Below are 17,379 nucleotides of genomic sequence, written 5' to 3'. Positions count from 1 at the left end.
TCTGACTGACACACCGAGTTGTCAGCCTTCAGGACTGCTTCGCAGTCCAGCGGGAGCAAGCTCCCTCGCCACAAGGGTTTTGGGTGAAGCTGGAAATCATGCCCCCGGCCAGGTATCCGAAAGCCGATAGCCCTGCGGCCACGGATCGCTTGGGTCGAGCAACAACTGGTGGGTACCGGTAATCCACGCCCGTCCGGCGATGCACGGGTAGATCGCCGGGCGTCCGGCCACGTCGGTCAGTGAATCGATCCGGCAATGAAATTCGGAGCCGATGATCGAGCGGCCGATAAACCGCTCGCCCAGTTGCATCAAGCCTTTGGCGTGCAGCACCGCCATGCGCGCCGAGCAGCCGGTGCCAGTGGGGGAGCGGTCGATCTTGCCGGGCTGGATGACGACGGCGTTGGCGCCGGTGGCGATGCCGTTTTCCGTCACAAGGGGTGCGGCGATCTGGCAGAAAGATATGTGCGACCAGTCGGCGTTCAACGGGTGCACGAAGCCCAATTGCTCGTTCGCCGCGCGGGTGATTTTCAGCCCCACGGCCACCAGCTCGGCCGCCTCGTCAGGCCGGATGGCGAAGCCCAGGCGCTGGGCGTCGACGATGACGAAGCTATCGCCGCCGTAGGCCGTGTCCACTTGCAGCGAACCCAGGCCTTCGACTTCGATCCAGGCATCGAGGCGGTCGGCGAACGAGGGCACATTCTTGATCTCGACCCGCTGCACCTTGCCGTCGCGGCAGTCGGCCACGGCTTCGATCAGGCCACCCGGTGCTTCCAGCACCAACCGCGTCTGGGGTTCGCTCATCGGCAGGATGCCGCTGTCCAGCAGCACGGTGGCGACGCACAGCGAGTTGGAGCCGGACATCGGCGGCGTGTCGGCCGGCTCCATGATGATCCAGGCCATTTGCGCCCGCGGGTCCTTGGCCGGCACCAGCAGATTGACGTGGCGAAACACACCGCCCCGGGGTTCGTTGAGGACGAAGTTGCGCAGGGTCTGGTCCTGGGCGATCCAGCGTGACTGTTCCCAAACGGTGGCGCCGGGTGGCGGCGCGACGCCGCCGACGATCACATCGCCGACTTCGCCTTCGGCGTGGCAGCTGACTACATGGATGATTTTTGATGAGCGCATGGATCAGATCCTTTTGTTGGCCTTTAGGGCCTCATCGCGAGCAAGCTCGCTCCCACACTGGTTTTGTATAGGCCACCCAATCCCTGGAAATGGGCTGCTGATCAGTGTCACCACCGAACCCTGTGGGAGCGAGCTTGCTCGCGATGGGGCCATTCGCTATTTCACCGATTTCAGAAACGCCGCCGTCTCCGGCTGCTGCGGATTGCCGATCACCTGGTCCGGCGGGCCGATTTCGTGGACCCGACCATTGCAAAAGAACGCCACCCGGTCGGAGACGTCGCGGGCGAAGCGGATCTCGTGCGTCACCAGCACCATGGTCATGCCGTCCTCGGCGAGCATGCGCATGGTGTCCAGCACCTCACCCACCAGTTGCGGGTCCAGCGCCGAGGTGGCTTCGTCGAACAGCATGTAGTCGGGTGACATCGCCAACGCCCGGGCGATGGCCATGCGCTGTTGCTGGCCGCCGGACAGCTTGCCGGGGAAGGCCTTGAGCTTGTCGCCCAGGCCGACGTGCTCAAGCTGGCGCACCGCCAGCGCTTCGGCGTCCTGTTTGCTCTTGCCCAAGACCTTGCGCGGCGCGAGCATGACGTTTTCCAGTACGGTGAGGTGGGGAAAGGCGTTCCATTGCTGGAAGACGATGCCGATCTTCTGCCGCAAGCGATTGAGATCGGTAGCGCTGTCGTGGACCTCCACGCCATCCACGCGGATGCTGCCTTTCTGGATTGGCTCCAGGCCGTTGATGCACATCAGCAGGGTGGACTTGCCGGAGCCGGAGCCGCCGATGATCGAGACGACTTCGCCCTTGTCCACCGTCAGGCTGACGCCCTTGACCACTTCCAGGTTGCCGAATGATTTGTGCACGTTTTCGATCTCAATCATTTTCCTGCCACCTTCTTTCCAGGCGCGCGCCGAGGCGGGCGACCACCAGGCTCATGACGTAGTAGATGAGGCCCGCGATGCACAGCACCAGCAGGGGTTCTTGAATCCGCGTGACAATGGTCTGCGAGGCGCGGAGCAATTCGACGATGCCGATCCACATCACCAGGGCGGTGTCTTTCATCACCCCCAGCACCAGGTTTAACCAGCCAGGGAAGGCCACCCGCGTGGCGATCGGCAGGACGATGAAGCGCAAGTCCTGCACGTAGCTCAGGCCCAGGGAACGACTGGCCCGCCGGGTGCTCAGCGGCACCGCCAGCACGCCACCGCGGACGATCTCGGTGAAATACGCGGCGGCGTAGACGCCGAGCACGATACAACCGACGGCGAAAGCACTGAGGTCCAGGCCGACGATGCTCTTGAGGGAATTGAACAGCACGAACTGGATCAGCAACGGCACACTGCGAAACACGTCCAATACCCAGGCCAACGGCAGGCTGGCGCGGGGCAGCAACGCCCGTAGCAAGCCGAACAGCAACCCGGCGACGGTGCCCAGCAGGATCGACCACGCGGTCAATTGCACCGTGACCCAGGCCCCCTCAAGCAGGTACAGCACGTCATTAACGGTAAGGCTTGTAGAAAACATGACCAGCCCTCAATAACGAAACAGCCGCCAGGACAACAGCCGGGCCAGCCCGACGATCAGCTTGGCGATCAGGTAGTACAGCAGCGCCGCGAGGGCGAAGTATTCGAAGGTGCGGAAGGTCTTGACGTTGTATTCCTGGGTCACGCCGGTGAGGTCGTTGTTCAAGCCGACCACCACGCCCAGGGATGTCATCAGCACCGCCCAGACCATCTGGTTGGTCAGGGGGTAGAAGACGATGCGCAGCAATTGCGGGACGATGATCATCCGGTAGGCCTGGAACGCGCTCATGCCCAGGGAACGGGCGGCGCGCATCTGCGTGCCCGGCACCGCCTTGAGTCCGCCGCGAAAGTTCTCGGCCAGATAGCCGGCGTTGTTGAAGGTGATACCGGCCAGCAAGGCGAACCATGAACTGACGTGCAGGCCGAGAGAGCCGAGACCGAAATAGAGGATGTAGATCTGGAACAACGACGGCGTGTTGCGGGCGATCGATACCCAACCGTTGCCAACGCCGCGCAACAACGGATGACGGGCCTGGCGCATTACCGTCAGGAGCAGGGCGATCAGCACGCCGAAAATCATCGACAGCGCGGCCGTTTCGAAGGTCACCCAGGCGCCGGCGAGCATATCGGGCAGCGCGCGCAGGGCCGGGCGCCATTGGAAGCTGTAGTCAAACATGGCTCGGGTTTCCCTTGCGTGCGATAGGTTGCAACCACTGCGGCGGCTGGCCGCTGGCCGTGGCGGTACAGGCGGCCTCGACGCAATCCCCGAGGCTGGCGAAGTGCACGCTGCGCCCCACCAGGCCGGGTGCGTAGTGGGCGTACTTGCCGGAATTGGTCATCAGGGTCGTGGCGGCCGGAGGGATCACCGGTTCACCCAGCATGCACCAGCAGGTGTCGGTGACCAGCGTCGCGCCGAAAGCCTCGATGGGCTCCAGGTAACCGGCCTGGCGAGCCTGCTCCAGCACGGCGCGACCGCAGGTGATCGCCACTACCACATCGGGGTGCCTGGTTCGTCCCGCACAAAGGTTCGCCAGGGTGGCGAATTCGCTCAGGGAGAAGTGCGGGTTACCCAGGGAAACCACATCCACATGGCTGTGCCGGGCGCTGTTGAGTTCGCGCCAACTGGCGAGCAATCCGGTCACGTCCACGGTTTTCGCTGATAACACGGCGTCGTGATCCAGGACCTGGGCCGGGTCCATGGCCTCCGGCGTCACCCCGGCGATGTGGAACAACGGCGCCGCGCTGGTGGTGGCGAACGCGGCGCCGAAGGCTTTCAGGTCGTCCAGGGTCGGCGCGGCGTCTTCCAGGCCTCGGATCAGCGGGATACGCCGCCCCGTGAGGCTGCCAATGTGATAGCCGAGCAGCGGGTAGAAGCTGTCATCCGCTGATTCGATCCTCGGCACCTCGACGATCAGGCCGGCCTTGCGCTGGTCATCGAGATGACAACCGGCCAGCGGCGCTCGGCCACACAAGGCAATGCAGATATCGAGGAAGTCCGGGTACTTCTGCGTCCGCGCACCAAGCACGCTGTTGGCATAGACCACCGCGTTGGACTCGGCCCAGACGATCTGTTCACCCGCCGTCGGCGCGGTGTCGAGCAGGTAGGGTGCACAGGTGAAACTCAATTGCGCGCCCATCGCCATGTAGGCGTCGCCCAAGGCACTGGCCGGCTCGCCCAGGGCCGGATCGACGCCGAGCTCACGCCAGCGGCGCTGGTCCACGGAAATCGAATTGAGGGTGGTGGGCACGCAAACCTTCGCGCCCCACTGCACCAGTTGTTCGGCAAAACGCAGGCTGGCCGGGCCGGTATAAATGCAGCCGTCGATGTGGGCTTGGGTGATGTCCAGCAATTGTCCGGCGCCCTGGATGTCGGCCATGCGCAAGACGATTTGCATCGCCACCTGGGCAGCCTTGCCATGGACCCCGTCAAGCAGCGCCTGGTCCCGTTCGTTCAAGCGGACAGTGGAGGGCCGGAACGGCTGCGCGCAAGTATTTTCCCCACGCCATTGGTCGTTGGGCCGACGCCCGGACAAGGTCAGGCGGTTGCCCTCGACACGCCCGAAGCCCTGGCCGCGCAAAGTGCTGAATGCCTCGCTGCCGATGCACAGCACCGGTAGCGAGCGCTGGAAAACCACCTCGGCGACAAGCACCCCCAGGGTCAGGATTTCATCGGCTTCGGCCAGCACCAGTGCCGCCGGTGCATTACCGTTGCTGATGAGTTCCATCAACACGCTGCTGCCGGTGCAAGAGCCACGCCCGCTGGGAATCGCCAGCACGCGCCCGGCCAGGCGCTCGCCACTGAGCGGGTGGTGTCGGTCGATGACTTCGCCCGTGGCCGGATCAACCCCGCCCCAAAAGCTCAGGCCGACATCGGCGAACAACAGGCTGCCCTCGACGGCACCCTCGACCAGGCTGCGGCCCTGCAGGCGGATAGGCGTGCTCGGCATGCCGCGATCCTCAGTAATAAACCTGCGGCACGGTCAGGTTGGCCGGCGGGATTTCGGTGCCGACCCACTTCACGAAGAGCTCCTTGTAGCGGCCGGTCCGCACCTGCTGGTTGACGAACAGGTTGAGGTAATTGAGCAGGCCGTATTCGTTGCGTTTGGCGCCGAGGGATACGTAGTCGATGACGTAAGGCGCGTCTCCGGCGATTTTCAGGCCCTTGTACTTGCCCGATTTGATGGTCGCGGCAGCGACGGTGTTGGTCACCACGGTGGCATCGATGTGGCCCTGGGCGACGGCCAGCAGTGTGTCGTTCTGCGATTGATAGGCACGGAAACTGCCGCTGCCCCAGCTCTTCTGGTCTTTCTCCAGGGCGATGGCTTCATAGGTGCTGCTGGTGTTGCCGAGCTTCTTGCCCTTGAGGTCGGCGTAGCCGTTGATGCCCGTGTCGTCGCGGGTCAGCACGACCATCTGGAACGCGAAGTAGGGCACGGTCAGGCCGACGGTCTTGGCCCGCTCCAGGGTGTCGGAAGTGGAGGCGACGATGACATCGGCGCGGCCCGAGAGCAGCGCGGGGATTCGGTCGGAGAATGGCGTTTCTACAACCTCCGCGTCGACGCCGAGAACCTTCGCCAGATCGTGGCAATAGTCCACGTCGAATCCTGCCGGTTTGTTGCTTTCATCACGAAAGCCCATCGGTGGGAAGTCCAGTGTCACGGCGCAACGCAGTTTCCCCGAGCCGATGATGTCGTCGAGTTTGTCGGCATGGGCGGGAAGGGTAAGCAGGGGAAACAGGACCACGCCGAGGGCTACGGCCAATGCAGGGTTTTTCATAAATGCCTCGCTGTCGAATAAGTGCTGGGAAATATCGTATTGAGGATTTCGTATACGATATTAAATAAGCAATCGACGTGCCTGTTTTTGTTTTTCCGATAGCTCGTTGGTAAGCGCTTGATATACCGAGGGTTGCCGATGCTGCTTGCTGACGTTGGCGAGCAGGCGCGTCAGGTGCGGTGTTACAGATGGGAGCAGTGGTACACGCGGAGGCCCGATAAAGGAACAGCGATCAGCGCTGGTTTTCCCGATATTGGCTGGGAGACAGGCTGGTCAGGGCGCGGAACTGGCGACTGAACGCGCTGTGATCGGTGTAGCCGCAGCGCAGGGCGATCTCGGTGATGGGCAGGTCCTGCTCCAGCAGCAAGCGCGAGGCTTCTTCCAGGCGCGCCTTGTGAATCATCTGTCGGGGCGTGAGCTGGAAGATGCGCTTGCAGTGTCGCTCCAGTTGCGCAACCGACAACCCGGCGATGGCGGTCAGCTCGGCCAGGCTGATGGTACGGGCGAAGTGGCGCTTGATGTGCGCATCCACCGCCGCCAGCTTCTGGAACGCCGGGTGGCTCGATTGTGGCAGTTGCAGGTCACGGGAGATTCCGGCCAGGCCGACGATCCGGCCAGTGAGGTCGTGCAGGGCCAGTTTGTGGGTCAGGCACCACACTGGCTGGTTGCCGTAATACAGGTGCAGTTCGAGTTGGTCGGCCAGTTCTCTTCCGCTGGCGAGCACTCGGCGGTCCTGTTCGGTGTACAGCGGGCCGAAGCGTTCCGGGAATACCTGTTCGGCGGTGAGGCCGAGCAGGTCGTTGCGCTCTTTGAAGCCGCAGCGTCGGGCCAGGGTCTGGTTGACGAAGGCATAGCGGGCCTGGTTGTCCTTGATGAAGAACACTGTGTCGGTGAGGGTGTCGAGCAGCGGCGCGATGGGTTGCAGGCTCTGGAGCAGGGTTTCGAGGTCGCAGGGGGGCAGGGAGGCGAGTGAGGGGTACATGGGCGGTGTCGTTTTTTTGTGAGGGAGGGAGTGTCGGATGGAAGTGAGGTGCTTGTCACGTGCTCCGTCTTATCTGTCTCGGGCTGTCTATTGGTGTGTATATCCGTTGCTGTGGTCACGGCGGCGGGACTGTCAGAAATTTTGTGTGCGGGCATAACATGCTGAAGAGGTGCATGTATGCCAACCAAAAAGAAGACGGCCTTGGGGGCCAAAACCGAGCTCCCTTTGATCCCGAAGGAGCTGATTGATCAGTTCGTCAAAGGCCCAATGACTGCCGAGGCGATTCAGGATGCGTCGATGGCCTTCAAGAAGGCGCTTATCGAGCGAGCCCTGGGCGCAGAGCTGGGCCACCATCTTGGCTATCCTCAGGGCGCGGAGCGTCCCGAGGAGTCGAGTAACCAGCGCAACGGTAAAAGCGGCAAGACCGTTCTGACAGACGACGGTCCGCTTCGTCTGGAGATTCCCCGTGATCGCGATGGCAGCTTTGCGCCGATCCTGATTCCCAAGCATGAGCGGCGCTTTACCGGGTTCGATGACAAGATCATCGCCATGTACGCTCGGGGCATGACGGTTCGCGAGATTCGCGCGTTTCTCTTGGAACAGTACGGGACAGATGTCTCGCACGACTTCATCAGTTCGGTCACCGACGCGGTGATGGAGGAGATCGGCGCCTGGCAGCAACGACCGCTTGAGCAGATGTATCCGGTCATCTTCTTCGACGCGTTGCGGGTCAAAATCAGGGAAGAAGGACTGGTCCGCAATAAGGCCATCTACTTGGCCTTGGGCGTATTACCGGACGGAACCCGCGATATCTTGGGCATCTGGATCGAGACAACGGAAGGCGCCAAGTTCTGGATGAAGATCTTCAATGACCTCAAGACACGCGGAGTCGAAGATGTGCTGATTGCCGTGACCGATGGTCTCAAAGGCATGCCAGAAGCCCTGAACTCGGTGTTTCCTGAGACGACTTTGCAAACCTGCATCGTACATCTGATCCGCAACAGCCTCGACTATGCAGCCTGGGACAAACGTCGGGAACTGGCCAAAGCGCTTAAGCCGATCTATCAAGCGATCAACGCCGAGGCCGCCGAAGCGGCTTTGGACTCGTTCGAAAATGGCCCCTGGGGCAAACAGTACCCAACCATCGTAGCTGCCTGGCGACGCGCCTGGGATCGAGTCATCCCGTTTTTTGTCTTTCCGCCCGCCATCCGGAAAGTGATTTACACGACCAATGCAATCGAGAGCATCAACGCTCAACTGCGCAAGATCATTAAAACGAGGGGGCACTTCCCAACCGATGAAGCTGCCACCAAGTTAATCTGGCTGGGCTTGCGCAATATAACCGCAAACTGGGGCAGTGCAGCCCATGACTGGAAAAGCGCCATGAATCAGTTCGCGATCCTGTACGGGGATCGGTTCATCAGGCCGACGTGGTAAATGAAGGTCTGCCTAACGGCAGGCCGTTACCGGCCCGCACACAAAAAATCTGACACTCCCACGGCGGCTTATGGTTCCGCTCTTACAGCGGGTCACTTTTGGAAGAGCGCCAAAAGTAACCAAAAACGCTTTGCCCCACCACTCGGTGCCTCGCCTAGGCTCGGCATGCCCTCACTCCGGCATTGCTCCGTGGGCCGCCGCGAAGGGCCATCCATGGCCCAGCGCGGCTAACCCGGCATCCATGCCGGGTTGCCCACTGCGCAATGCCTGCGTTCGGCCAGCGTGGTTAATGGGGCGCTGAGATCAAAGTCAAAAGCAGGGCAAGAGCAAGAGCGAGAGCAAGAGCAAGAGCAAGAGCAAGAGCGAGAGCGGGGCAGGAACCAGGCCGTTCGGGGGGTGCTTGGATGCAAGCGCCACCGGTCGATTGCTTTGAACTCAGCCACGACGATCATTTCTAGATGCACCCCCATTCAAGCCGAGGCACTATCCGCGCAATGCCCAGAATCCTGACTTACCCTACGCCCGAAGAAGATCTGACCGAGCACAATGCCAAGCTGTTTGGCTCACCCAAGGAGCGGCTGGATTTCTATCGGCGGGAAATCCAGTACGAAACCAGTATTCTCGCCAATCGAACCGACGCGTATCTGGCCGCACAGTCTTTCCTGGTGATTGCCTTCGCGTCGTGCATGGCCAACCTGAATCCGGAGTGGGGCAAGCTCTTCACGCTGATCGTGCCGCCATTTCTGGCGCTGCTCGGTTTCCTGAGTTCGCTCAACGCCTGGCCGGGGATTCGGGCTGCCTACGAGATCATCGACCATTGGCATTTCAAACAAAGCGAACTGCTGCGCAGTGAACCGTTGATGGGCCTGGCCTACGATGATTCGCCGCTGTTCAGCGAGCGCGAGTCGACCCACAAGGGCTATCGCAAGTCGCTGCTGTTTTCGGTGCGCACGCCGTGGATCTTCGCGGCGTTCTGGGTGTTGCTGGGGGTGTATTCGGTGTTCATCCAAGTGACCGACCCGGGTGGCTGACCGTCACTTTTTTCGGCGCTCATACCACGCCAGTGCGGGTTGGGTGCTTACGCCGTGCACCAGGATGCTCAGCGCCACCACCGACAGCGTGAGGTCGATGCACAGCTGCGCCACTTCGGGTTGCAGGTGATGGTTCAAGGCGTAGAACAGGTAAAACAGGCTGCCGATGCCGCGTATGCCGAACCAGCCGATCAATAACCGTTGCGGCCCATCCAGCAATCTCCCCCAAGGCATCGCCAGCACGCTCAACGGGCGGATCACCGCGAACAGCAAGGCACCGATGGCCAGGGCCCGCCAATCCCAGTGATGGGCAAGGACCACGCCGAGCAGTGTGACCAGGAACACTTCCATGGAGCGCTCCACCAGGCTGCCGAACGCCAGCATGTCGCTCATCATCACCCCGGCCGCCACCTGGCCGTCGTCCAGGGCCTGGGTGTCGCCGTGCACGGCCTGCTCCGGTTCTACCGCTTCATGGCCCACCAGCGGTTGCACCAGATGCTCGGCCGGCGGCGCGTTTTCATCGGTGGACTCGACTTCCGCCTGACGCAATCCCAGGCCGGCGGCGAACACCGAAAGAAAGCCATAAGCCTGCACCGACTCCGCCGCCACGTAGGCCAGTGCGATCAGGGCCAGGGCCAGGTAATCGTTTGGCGACAGGGTACTGTCGGCGTTCTTGATGCGCATCGACAAGGTCAGCCGGCCGATGCCACGCCCCAGCCAGTAGCCGATCAGCAGCCCCGCCGGTACGGCCCACAAGACGTTGCGCAAGGCCCACTCGCCGAGAAATCCGCTGCCGTCTTCCTGCAGCATGAGCAAGCCAAGGATGACAAAGGGAAATGCAGTGCCGTCGTTCAGCCCGGCTTCCCCGGACAAGCCGAATCGCACGCGATCATCGTCGCGGGCATCATTGACCTGCACCAGTGCCGCCAGCACCGGGTCGGTGGGTGCGAGCATCGCGCCGATCAACATGGACACGCCCCATCCGAGCCCAAACAGGTAGTGCAAGGTCAGGCACAGGCCGGCGATGGTCAGGATCATCACCGGACCGGCCAGCCCGTAGGCCACGCGCCAGCTGCGGTTCTTCAGTGGCAGGCGCAGCTTGAGGCCGCTGACGAACAGCGAGAACACCACGGCGACTTCGGTCAGGTGCTCCATCCAGCCTGACGAATCGTCGACCCCCAGCCGCAGCAGTCCCAGCCCCGCCGGGCCAATGGCGACGCCCAGCACCAGGCACACGGCCGAGGTGGTGACCGGCATCCAGCGCAGGTAGGACGACGTCAGGGCCAGGGTCAGCAAAACGGCACCGAGCACCGCTACCCACACTGTGAAAATCATGGTTGCTCCTTGGGTTGGGGTCACTCATTTCCTTGTGGCGAGGGAGCTTGCTCCCGCTGGCCGCGCAGCGGCCTTTCTTTGGGGGCTGCTGCGCACTGGAGCGCCAGCCCGGCCCAGCGGGAGCAAGCTCCCTCGCCACGAAAAACCGCCTTGCCTAGCGTTCGAGGGGGTTAGCGAAGCGAGGGTTCCCCGGCATATCGGCAGGCTCCCGTTTATCCGGGCGCTTTTCGATCCAGGGGAATTTTTTCCCGTGCGCGAGGCTCTGCAATGGAAGAGACGTGCTGATCGAGCGTCCCGTCGAGAAACCCAAGAGGCCTTTATGACTGCGCTGACATCCCTCCAATCCAGGCCTGCCACCGCGCAGCCATTCACCACTGCGGGCAACGTTCGTCAATGCTACGAGCGGCTGCTGCAGGGCCCCGACGACAGCGACAAGCAAGCCGATGCCCAAGCCTTTCTCCAGCCTTTGCTGGAGCAGGCCGCGGCGTTGCCCCAGGAGATGCCCGACGATCCAGCGGCGCTGCTTGCCTGGGTAGAACAGCACAGCGCCGGCGTGGCCCGGCAGTACGCCGACTACCTGGAACGACGCAAGAGTGGCGGTCGTCGGGAGTTCTTCCACAGCAAGGCCCAGGCTTTGTACTTCCTGCAGGCCGTGGCGCCGACGAAACTAGTGGATGGCGCCTGGTTGTATGGCGTGCTCAGGCACTGGCATGACCACCGTTTCGAAGGGCTGCTGTGTACCTATCTGGAAGAGCTCGGCGATGGTGTGCCGGCCCAGAACCATGTGGTGCTCTACCGCAAGCTGCTAGCCGAACATGGGCTGTCGGACATGCCCGACATCCACGATGACCGCTATCTGCAAGGTGCGGTGCAACTGGCTTTGGGTTATGCCGGCGACGAGTATCTGCCCGAGGTCATCGGCTACAACCTTGGCTACGAACAACTGCCACTGCATTTGCTGATCAGCGCCTATGAGCTGAGCGAACTCGACATCGACCCGTATTACTTCACTCTCCATGTGACCATCGACAACGCCAGCACCGGCCATGCCCACAAGGCTGTGCAATCGCTGCTGCAACTGATGCCGATGGAGGCGGATCGCGAATCCTTCTGGCGTCGGGTCACCCTGGGCTATCGCCTCAACGACCTGGGGCAGGGCAGCCGGGCGGTCATCGAGTCGTTTGACTTGGAACGCGAGGTCCTCGACATGCTTGAGCGCAAGCGCCCGTTTGGCCAACACATGCATTCCGATTACTGCAAATTCGAAGGCAAGACCGTCAACCAATGGCTGGCGGAGCCGGGGCAGCTGGAAGGTTTCCTCAAGGCCATGCAAGGCAAAGGCTGGATCCGGCGCCACGAAGATCCGCAGAACAGCCGCTTCTGGACCCTGATCGAAGGCGCTGGCGCGGCGATGTTCGGGGTCTTCAGCCCTTACGAAAAGCAGCTGTTGCACGATTGGATCGCCGGTGACTGGTTGGAGGAGCGCGGTCGCTCCGGCGCCCGCCGCAGCCTTGGCGCGGCGCAGGATACCCAGGCACCGCCGCAGGATCCGGACGTGCAGAACCTGCAGCAATTACTGCGGGGCAAGGCGCCCGATGCGCAGATGCAGATCCTCTTGTCCTGGCTTTCGCCGCGCGCCCATAGCCATCCGGCCGGGCTGCTGGCGACCCGCCGGTTCATCGAACTCAAATCCGCCCTTCGTTAGGAGCTCTGCATGAATCAGGAAGATCGCCTGTCCGAACCCGACCTGGCGCTGCTGCAACTGGGTCGCCGCCTGCACGCCGACGGCTACCGTTTCATCACCCCGACACCGTTAACCCATGAACGGGTCAATAAACGGCCCGGCAACGAGCGTTCGAAGACCCTGCGGGACGTTTTCGGCTGGTCGCGGCCGTTCGCGCCTGGGCTGATTTCCGCCGATGAGCAGCGTCAGTTGCAGGAGGCGCAGGTGTTGGAGGAACGTGACGGCCTGTTATACAGCCGCGTGCGCTGGTCGAGCCTGGACGGGATGCTGTTCGCCCATTCGCAGTTTCCCACCCAGGCCAATGACGCAGTATTTTTCGGCCCGGACAGCTATCGGTTCGCCCATCTGATCCATACCCACCTGCAACAGAACTTCACCGCGGTGCATCGGGCCGTGGACATCGGCTGTGGTGCCGGTGTCGGGGCCATGGTGATTGCCCGCGCCCGGCGCGAGGCCGAGGTTCTCGCCGTGGACATCAATCCCCTGGCCCTGCGCCTGTGCGCGGTCAACGCCGCGCTGGCCGAGGTTGCCAACGTCGAGGTCGCCCACAGTGATGTTCTCCGGGACGTCGAGGGCAGCTTTGACCTGATCGTTGCCAACCCACCGTACATGGCCGACCCGGCCGAGCGCGCCTATCGCCATGGTGGCGGCGCGCTGGGCGCCGGCCTGTCGCTGCGTATCGTCGAGCAGGCGTTGCCCCGGCTTACGCCTGGTGGCTCGCTGGTGCTCTACACCGGCGTGGCGATGGTCGACGGTCGCGATCCGTTCCTGGAGGCGCTTGGCCCTTGGCGCGATTCGGCGCAGTACGGCTGGACTTACCGGGAACTGGACCCGGATGTCTTCGGCGAGGAATTGCTGACCCCGGGTTATCAGGACGTGGAACGGATCGCCGTGGTGGCGTTGGTTGTCACCCGCACGGGTGCGGGTATCGGAGGGAACATCGATGAACAGGCGTTTGAAGTTCGGCATTGAAGAGGAATATTTCGTCACCGACCTGCAAACCCGGCACATGCCCGACCAGCCGCCCGTAGCGGCGATTGCGGCATGCCGGGAGGAGCTGGGTGAGCATTTCGCCCACGAGATGTTCCTGAGCCAGGTGGAGATGGCTTCGCCCATCTTCGAGAACCTGGCGGAGGCCGCCGATTACCTGGCCCAGGTGCGTAGCGGCCTGACGCGGCGCCTGGCACCCCACGGCCTGGGATTATTGAGCGCCGGCTCACATCCGATGACCACGGTCGGCTTGCAGCCCACCGACGAGCTGCATTTCCAGCAATTGTTCGACGATTACCAGCGAGTGGCGCGCCGCAGCGTGTTATCGGGCCTGCATGTACACGTGGAAGTACCGGGCGATCAGGACCGGGTCAAGGTCATGAACGAAGTGTTGCCGTGGCTGCCGATGTTGTTGGCGCTGAGTGCGTCTTCGCCGTTCTGGAACGGCGGCTACAGCGGCTTCAGCAGTTATCGCCAGGTAGCCTGCGATGAATGGCCGCGGATGGGCGTGCCGGAGTTCTTCGCCGACGAGGCCGCGTTCAACGGCTACGTCGACATGCTCACGCGCACCGGCTCCATTCGCCAGCCCAGCGATTGCTGGTGGGTGCTCAGGCCGTCGTCGCGTTACCCGACGCTGGAGCTGCGCATCTGCGATGCCTGCCCGCGGATCGACGACGTCCTGTGCCTGGTTTCGCTGTTTCGCCTGATGGTTGCCCATGCCTGCGCCCAGCCCAAGCCTGGGGCCAATTACAGCCTGATGTCGCAGTGGATCCTCAAGGAAAACCGCTACCGGGCCAAGCGCCACGGCATCCTGGCGGAGTTCATCATCGAGGGGCAGGAACAACCCATGCTCATTGGCGAATGGCTGAACCTGGCCGAGCAGACCTTCGCCGACACCGCCACAGCGTTGGGTGTACAGGACGTGTTCAAGCAGGCGCGCCGGATCGTTCAGGAGGGCACCAGTGCTGATCGCCAGGTCGTACTGTATGAACAAGGCTTGCTGCTGGGGGACTCCATCGAACAGGCCCTGAGCCGGGTGGTTGATCAGTTGCTCTCGGAAACCGCCGGCATGCCCGTGGCCGATCCGACCCTTGCGCAAGTTGCAGGTGGCCCATGACCAGTAAAACTCTTGAAGATTACAACCGCATGCGCGACTTCGCCGCCACCCCGGAACCGGCGGCGAAACGCTCGCGCAAAGCGGCGAAAACCGCCCATGCCCTGCAGTACTGCATCCAGAAGCACGACGCCACGCGGCTGCATTACGATTTTCGCCTGGAGCTGGACGGCGCGCTCAAGAGCTGGGCAGTGCCCAAGGGACCGTCCCTGGACCCGAAGGTCAAGCGCCTGGCCGTGCATGTCGAAGACCATCCGCTCGATTACGCGACCTTCGAGGGCAGCATTCCCGAAGGGCACTACGGCGCCGGCGAGGTCATTGTCTGGGACCGGGGCGTGTGGATTCCCCAGGGCGATGTACACGAAGCCTACGAGAAAGGCCGGCTCAAGTTCGAGCTGCGCGGGGAGAAACTCGCCGGCCTGTGGAACCTGGTGCGCACCCATATGCCCGGTAAACAGGAGCAATGGTTCCTGATCAAGCACCAGGACGACGCGGCCCGTCCGGAAAGCGAGTACGACGTGGTCCAGGCCGAGCCGGACAGCGTGCTCAGCGACCGCACTATCGTGCCCAAGCGTCGAGGCAAGGCCGCTGCCGCCAAAGCGGTAAAACAACCGGAAAAAGCCGCGCCGCCGAAATCGTCAAAAAAAACCGCGAAGACCACCCTCAGCGGCGCCGTTGCCGGCCCGATTCCCGAAACCCTCAAGCCGGAACTGGCGACGCTGGTGGACAGCGCGCCCGAGGGCGACTGGCTCTACGAGATCAAGTTCGACGGCTACCGGGTCATGGCGCGTATCGACAACGGCGATGTGCGCTTGATCACCCGCAACGGCCATGACTGGACCCACAAACTGCCGAAACAGGCCGAGGCCTTGGCCGGGCTCGGATTGGAATCGGCCTGGCTCGACGGCGAGATGGTCGTCGCCAATGAGCAAGGCGTGCCGGACTTCCAGGCCCTGCAAAACGCCTTTGATGCCGGCAGCAGCGGCAAGATCGCCTATTACCTGTTCGATTTGCCCTACCTCAACGGCATGGATCTGCGCAAAGTGCCGGTGGAGGAGCGTCGGGCCGCGCTGGCAGCGGTGCTTGAGGCGAATGAAGATCCGTTGCTGCGCTTTTCCGACGCCTTCGAGGAAACCCCCGAAGCACTGCTCAACAGCGCTTGCCAGATGCGCATGGAAGGACTGATCGGCAAACGCCAGGGCAGCGCCTATGTGTCCCGGCGCAGCAGCGACTGGATCAAGCTCAAATGCAAGAATCGCCAGGAGTTTGTCGTGGTCGGCTTCAGCGAGCCCAAGGGCTCGCGCAGCGCGTTCGGTGCCTTGTTGCTGGGCCTGCATGACGTGGACAGCGGCGAGCTGCGGTATGCCGGCAAGGTCGGCACCGGTTTCAACGAAACGACCCTCAAAAGCATCTACCAGCAGCTGTTGCCCCTGGAAACGAAAAAAGCCGCCGTGGTCAACCCCCCCACTGGTTACGAGGCCAAGGGCGTGCACTGGCTCAAGCCGGAATTACTGGCCGAGGTGGCATTTGCTGAAATGACCAAGGAAGGTTCGGTACGCCACGCGGTGTTCCATGGCTTGCGCAACGACAAGCCGGCCAAGGCGATTACCCAGGAACTGCCGAAACCGGTGGAAAAGGTTGCCAAGAAAAAATCTGCCGCCAAAGAGGAGCCGGCGCCGGCCCAGACGAAGACCAAAGCCAAGGCCAAGACCACCCAGGCACCGACCCTGGACGGCAAGGTGCGCATTACCCACCCGGACCGGATCATCGATGCCAGCAGTGGCACGACCAAGATGCAACTGGCCGAGTACTACGCCAGCGTTGCCGAATTCATCCTGCCGGAACTGGCCGACCGTCCGGTGGCCCTGGTGCGCGCGCCGGATGGCATCGCCGGCGAGCTGTTCTTCCAGAAGAACCCCGAGCGCCTGGCGATTCCCGGCATCACCAGCCTGGACAAGGACCTGACCGGGCAACCGGTGATGATCATCAACAACGCCGAAGCGCTCATCGGTGCGGTGCAGATGAGTACCGTGGAGCTGCACACCTGGAACGCCACTTCGGTAGACCTGGACAAACCCGACCGTTTTGTCCTCGACCTTGACCCGGACCCGGCGCTGCCGTGGAAAAGCATGGTGGAAGCCACGCAACTGACCTTGTCGGTGCTGGATGAGCTGGGCCTGAAGGCGTTTCTCAAGACCAGCGGCGGCAAGGGTATCCACGTGGTGGTGCCGCTGACCCGCAAGTTGGGCTGGGACGAGGTCAAGGGCTTCAGCCACGCCATTGTCAGCCACATGGCCAAGCTGTTGCCCGATCGCTTCTCGGCGGTATCGGGACCGAAAAACCGGGTGGGGCGGATTTTCATCGATTACCTGCGCAACGGCCTGGGCGCCACGACCATTTGTGCCTATGCCGCCCGCACCCGTGAAGGGCTGCCAGTGTCGGTGCCGATTTATCGCGAAGAAGTGGCCGAGCTCAAGGGCGCCAACCTGTGGAACGTGCACAACGTGCATGAGCGGCTGGCCGAGGTGGGGCATGAGCCTTGGGCGGACCTGAAGAAAACCCGCCAGGGCATCACGGCCGAGATGCGTCGGCGGATCGGGATGAAGACCACCGCCAAGTAGCCCCTAGGAGGAAGGGGCCGCTCTGTGGCAAGTGTAATTATTGTGGCGAGGGGATTTATCCCCGCTGGGGCGCGAAGCGGCCCTATACTTACTTTCTCGGTATATCGGCTGGACACAAGGGCTGCTTCGCAGCCCAGCGGGGATAAATCCCCTCGCCACAGATAATACCTAGCATGAATGAGCGTTTCTGCCAGATTTTGCGG

14 protein-coding genes are annotated in these 17,379 nt (G+C 62.5%); 6 read left to right on the top strand and 8 right to left on the bottom strand.

What is annotated here, in order from left to right; all coding sequences use genetic code 11:
* Nucleotides 1-96: 96 nt before the first annotated feature.
* The 7 genes from J3P84_RS14415 to J3P84_RS14385 form a co-directional block, all read right to left on the bottom strand.
* Complete coding sequence (locus J3P84_RS14415) at nt 97-1,125, bottom strand: trans-3-hydroxy-L-proline dehydratase (RefSeq protein WP_434604877.1); 1,029 nt, start codon at nt 1,123-1,125, stop codon at nt 97-99.
* 156 nt (nt 1,126-1,281) lie between these two features.
* A complete protein-coding gene (locus J3P84_RS14410) occupies nt 1,282-2,004 on the bottom strand; it encodes an amino acid ABC transporter ATP-binding protein (protein WP_305494738.1) in 723 nt (240 codons plus the stop codon).
* Nucleotides 1,997-2,647: an amino acid ABC transporter permease gene (locus tag J3P84_RS14405; RefSeq protein ID WP_434568543.1), complete on the bottom strand. Its 651-nt coding sequence runs from the start codon at nt 2,645-2,647 to the stop codon at nt 1,997-1,999. Before J3P84_RS14405 ends, J3P84_RS14410 begins: the two co-directional genes overlap by 8 nt.
* A 9-nt stretch (nt 2,648-2,656) precedes the next feature.
* A complete protein-coding gene (locus J3P84_RS14400; RefSeq protein ID WP_434568542.1) occupies nt 2,657-3,322 on the bottom strand; it encodes an amino acid ABC transporter permease in 666 nt (221 codons plus the stop codon).
* Nucleotides 3,315-5,093 carry a cis-3-hydroxy-L-proline dehydratase gene (gene lhpI, locus J3P84_RS14395; protein WP_434623814.1) on the bottom strand — a complete coding sequence of 593 codons (1,779 nt, stop codon included), beginning with the start codon at nt 5,091-5,093 and terminating at the stop codon, nt 3,315-3,317. Before lhpI ends, J3P84_RS14400 begins: the two co-directional genes overlap by 8 nt.
* A gap of 10 nt (nt 5,094-5,103) precedes the next feature.
* Complete coding sequence (locus J3P84_RS14390; RefSeq protein WP_434623812.1) at nt 5,104-5,922, bottom strand: ABC transporter substrate-binding protein; 819 nt, start codon at nt 5,920-5,922, stop codon at nt 5,104-5,106.
* Between the two features lie 232 nt (nt 5,923-6,154).
* Entirely contained in the window at nt 6,155-6,904 is a 750-nt protein-coding gene (locus J3P84_RS14385) for a helix-turn-helix domain-containing protein (RefSeq protein WP_434623810.1), read from the bottom strand.
* Nucleotides 6,905-7,081: 177 nt separating this feature from the next.
* Between J3P84_RS14385 and J3P84_RS14380 the strand changes: the two genes are divergently transcribed.
* Together J3P84_RS14380 and J3P84_RS14375 are read left to right on the top strand one after the other, a co-directional pair.
* Nucleotides 7,082-8,341: an IS256 family transposase gene (locus tag J3P84_RS14380; RefSeq protein WP_434623808.1), complete on the top strand. Its 1,260-nt coding sequence runs from the start codon at nt 7,082-7,084 to the stop codon at nt 8,339-8,341.
* Nucleotides 8,342-8,835: 494 nt separating this feature from the next.
* The gene (locus J3P84_RS14375; protein WP_434604881.1) at nt 8,836-9,372 is read left to right on the top strand and encodes a hypothetical protein; all 537 of its coding nucleotides are present in this window, start codon (nt 8,836-8,838) and stop codon (nt 9,370-9,372) included.
* 3 nt (nt 9,373-9,375) lie between these two features.
* On the opposite strand, the gene J3P84_RS14370 is transcribed toward J3P84_RS14375, so the two are convergent.
* Nucleotides 9,376-10,707, bottom strand: coding sequence for a cation:proton antiporter (locus tag J3P84_RS14370; protein ID WP_434623806.1), 1,332 nt, complete (start codon nt 10,705-10,707; stop codon nt 9,376-9,378).
* Nucleotides 10,708-11,026: 319 nt separating this feature from the next.
* On the opposite strand from J3P84_RS14370, the gene J3P84_RS14365 reads away from it, so the two are divergent.
* Genes J3P84_RS14365 through ligD form a run of 4 tightly spaced genes read left to right on the top strand, consistent with a single transcriptional unit; the run spans nt 11,027 to nt 17,176 of the window.
* Entirely contained in the window at nt 11,027-12,412 is a 1,386-nt protein-coding gene (locus tag J3P84_RS14365) for an iron-containing redox enzyme family protein (RefSeq protein WP_434623804.1), read from the top strand.
* A 9-nt stretch (nt 12,413-12,421) separates the two neighbouring features.
* Entirely contained in the window at nt 12,422-13,423 is a 1,002-nt protein-coding gene (locus J3P84_RS14360; protein ID WP_434623802.1) for a methyltransferase, read from the top strand.
* Entirely contained in the window at nt 13,395-14,558 is a 1,164-nt protein-coding gene (locus tag J3P84_RS14355) for a carboxylate-amine ligase (protein WP_434623800.1), read from the top strand. The genes J3P84_RS14360 and J3P84_RS14355 overlap by 29 nt, the downstream gene beginning before the upstream one ends.
* A complete protein-coding gene (gene ligD, locus J3P84_RS14350; protein WP_434623798.1) occupies nt 14,555-17,176 on the top strand; it encodes a DNA ligase D in 2,622 nt (873 codons plus the stop codon). The genes J3P84_RS14355 and ligD overlap by 4 nt, the downstream gene beginning before the upstream one ends.
* The last annotated feature ends 203 nt before the right edge of the window (nt 17,177-17,379 follow it).

The organism is Pseudomonas sp. Z1-29 (assembly GCF_051131995.1).
GTDB lineage: Bacteria > Pseudomonadota > Gammaproteobacteria > Pseudomonadales > Pseudomonadaceae > Aquipseudomonas.
This window is presented reverse-complemented; position numbering and strand designations above follow the sequence as displayed.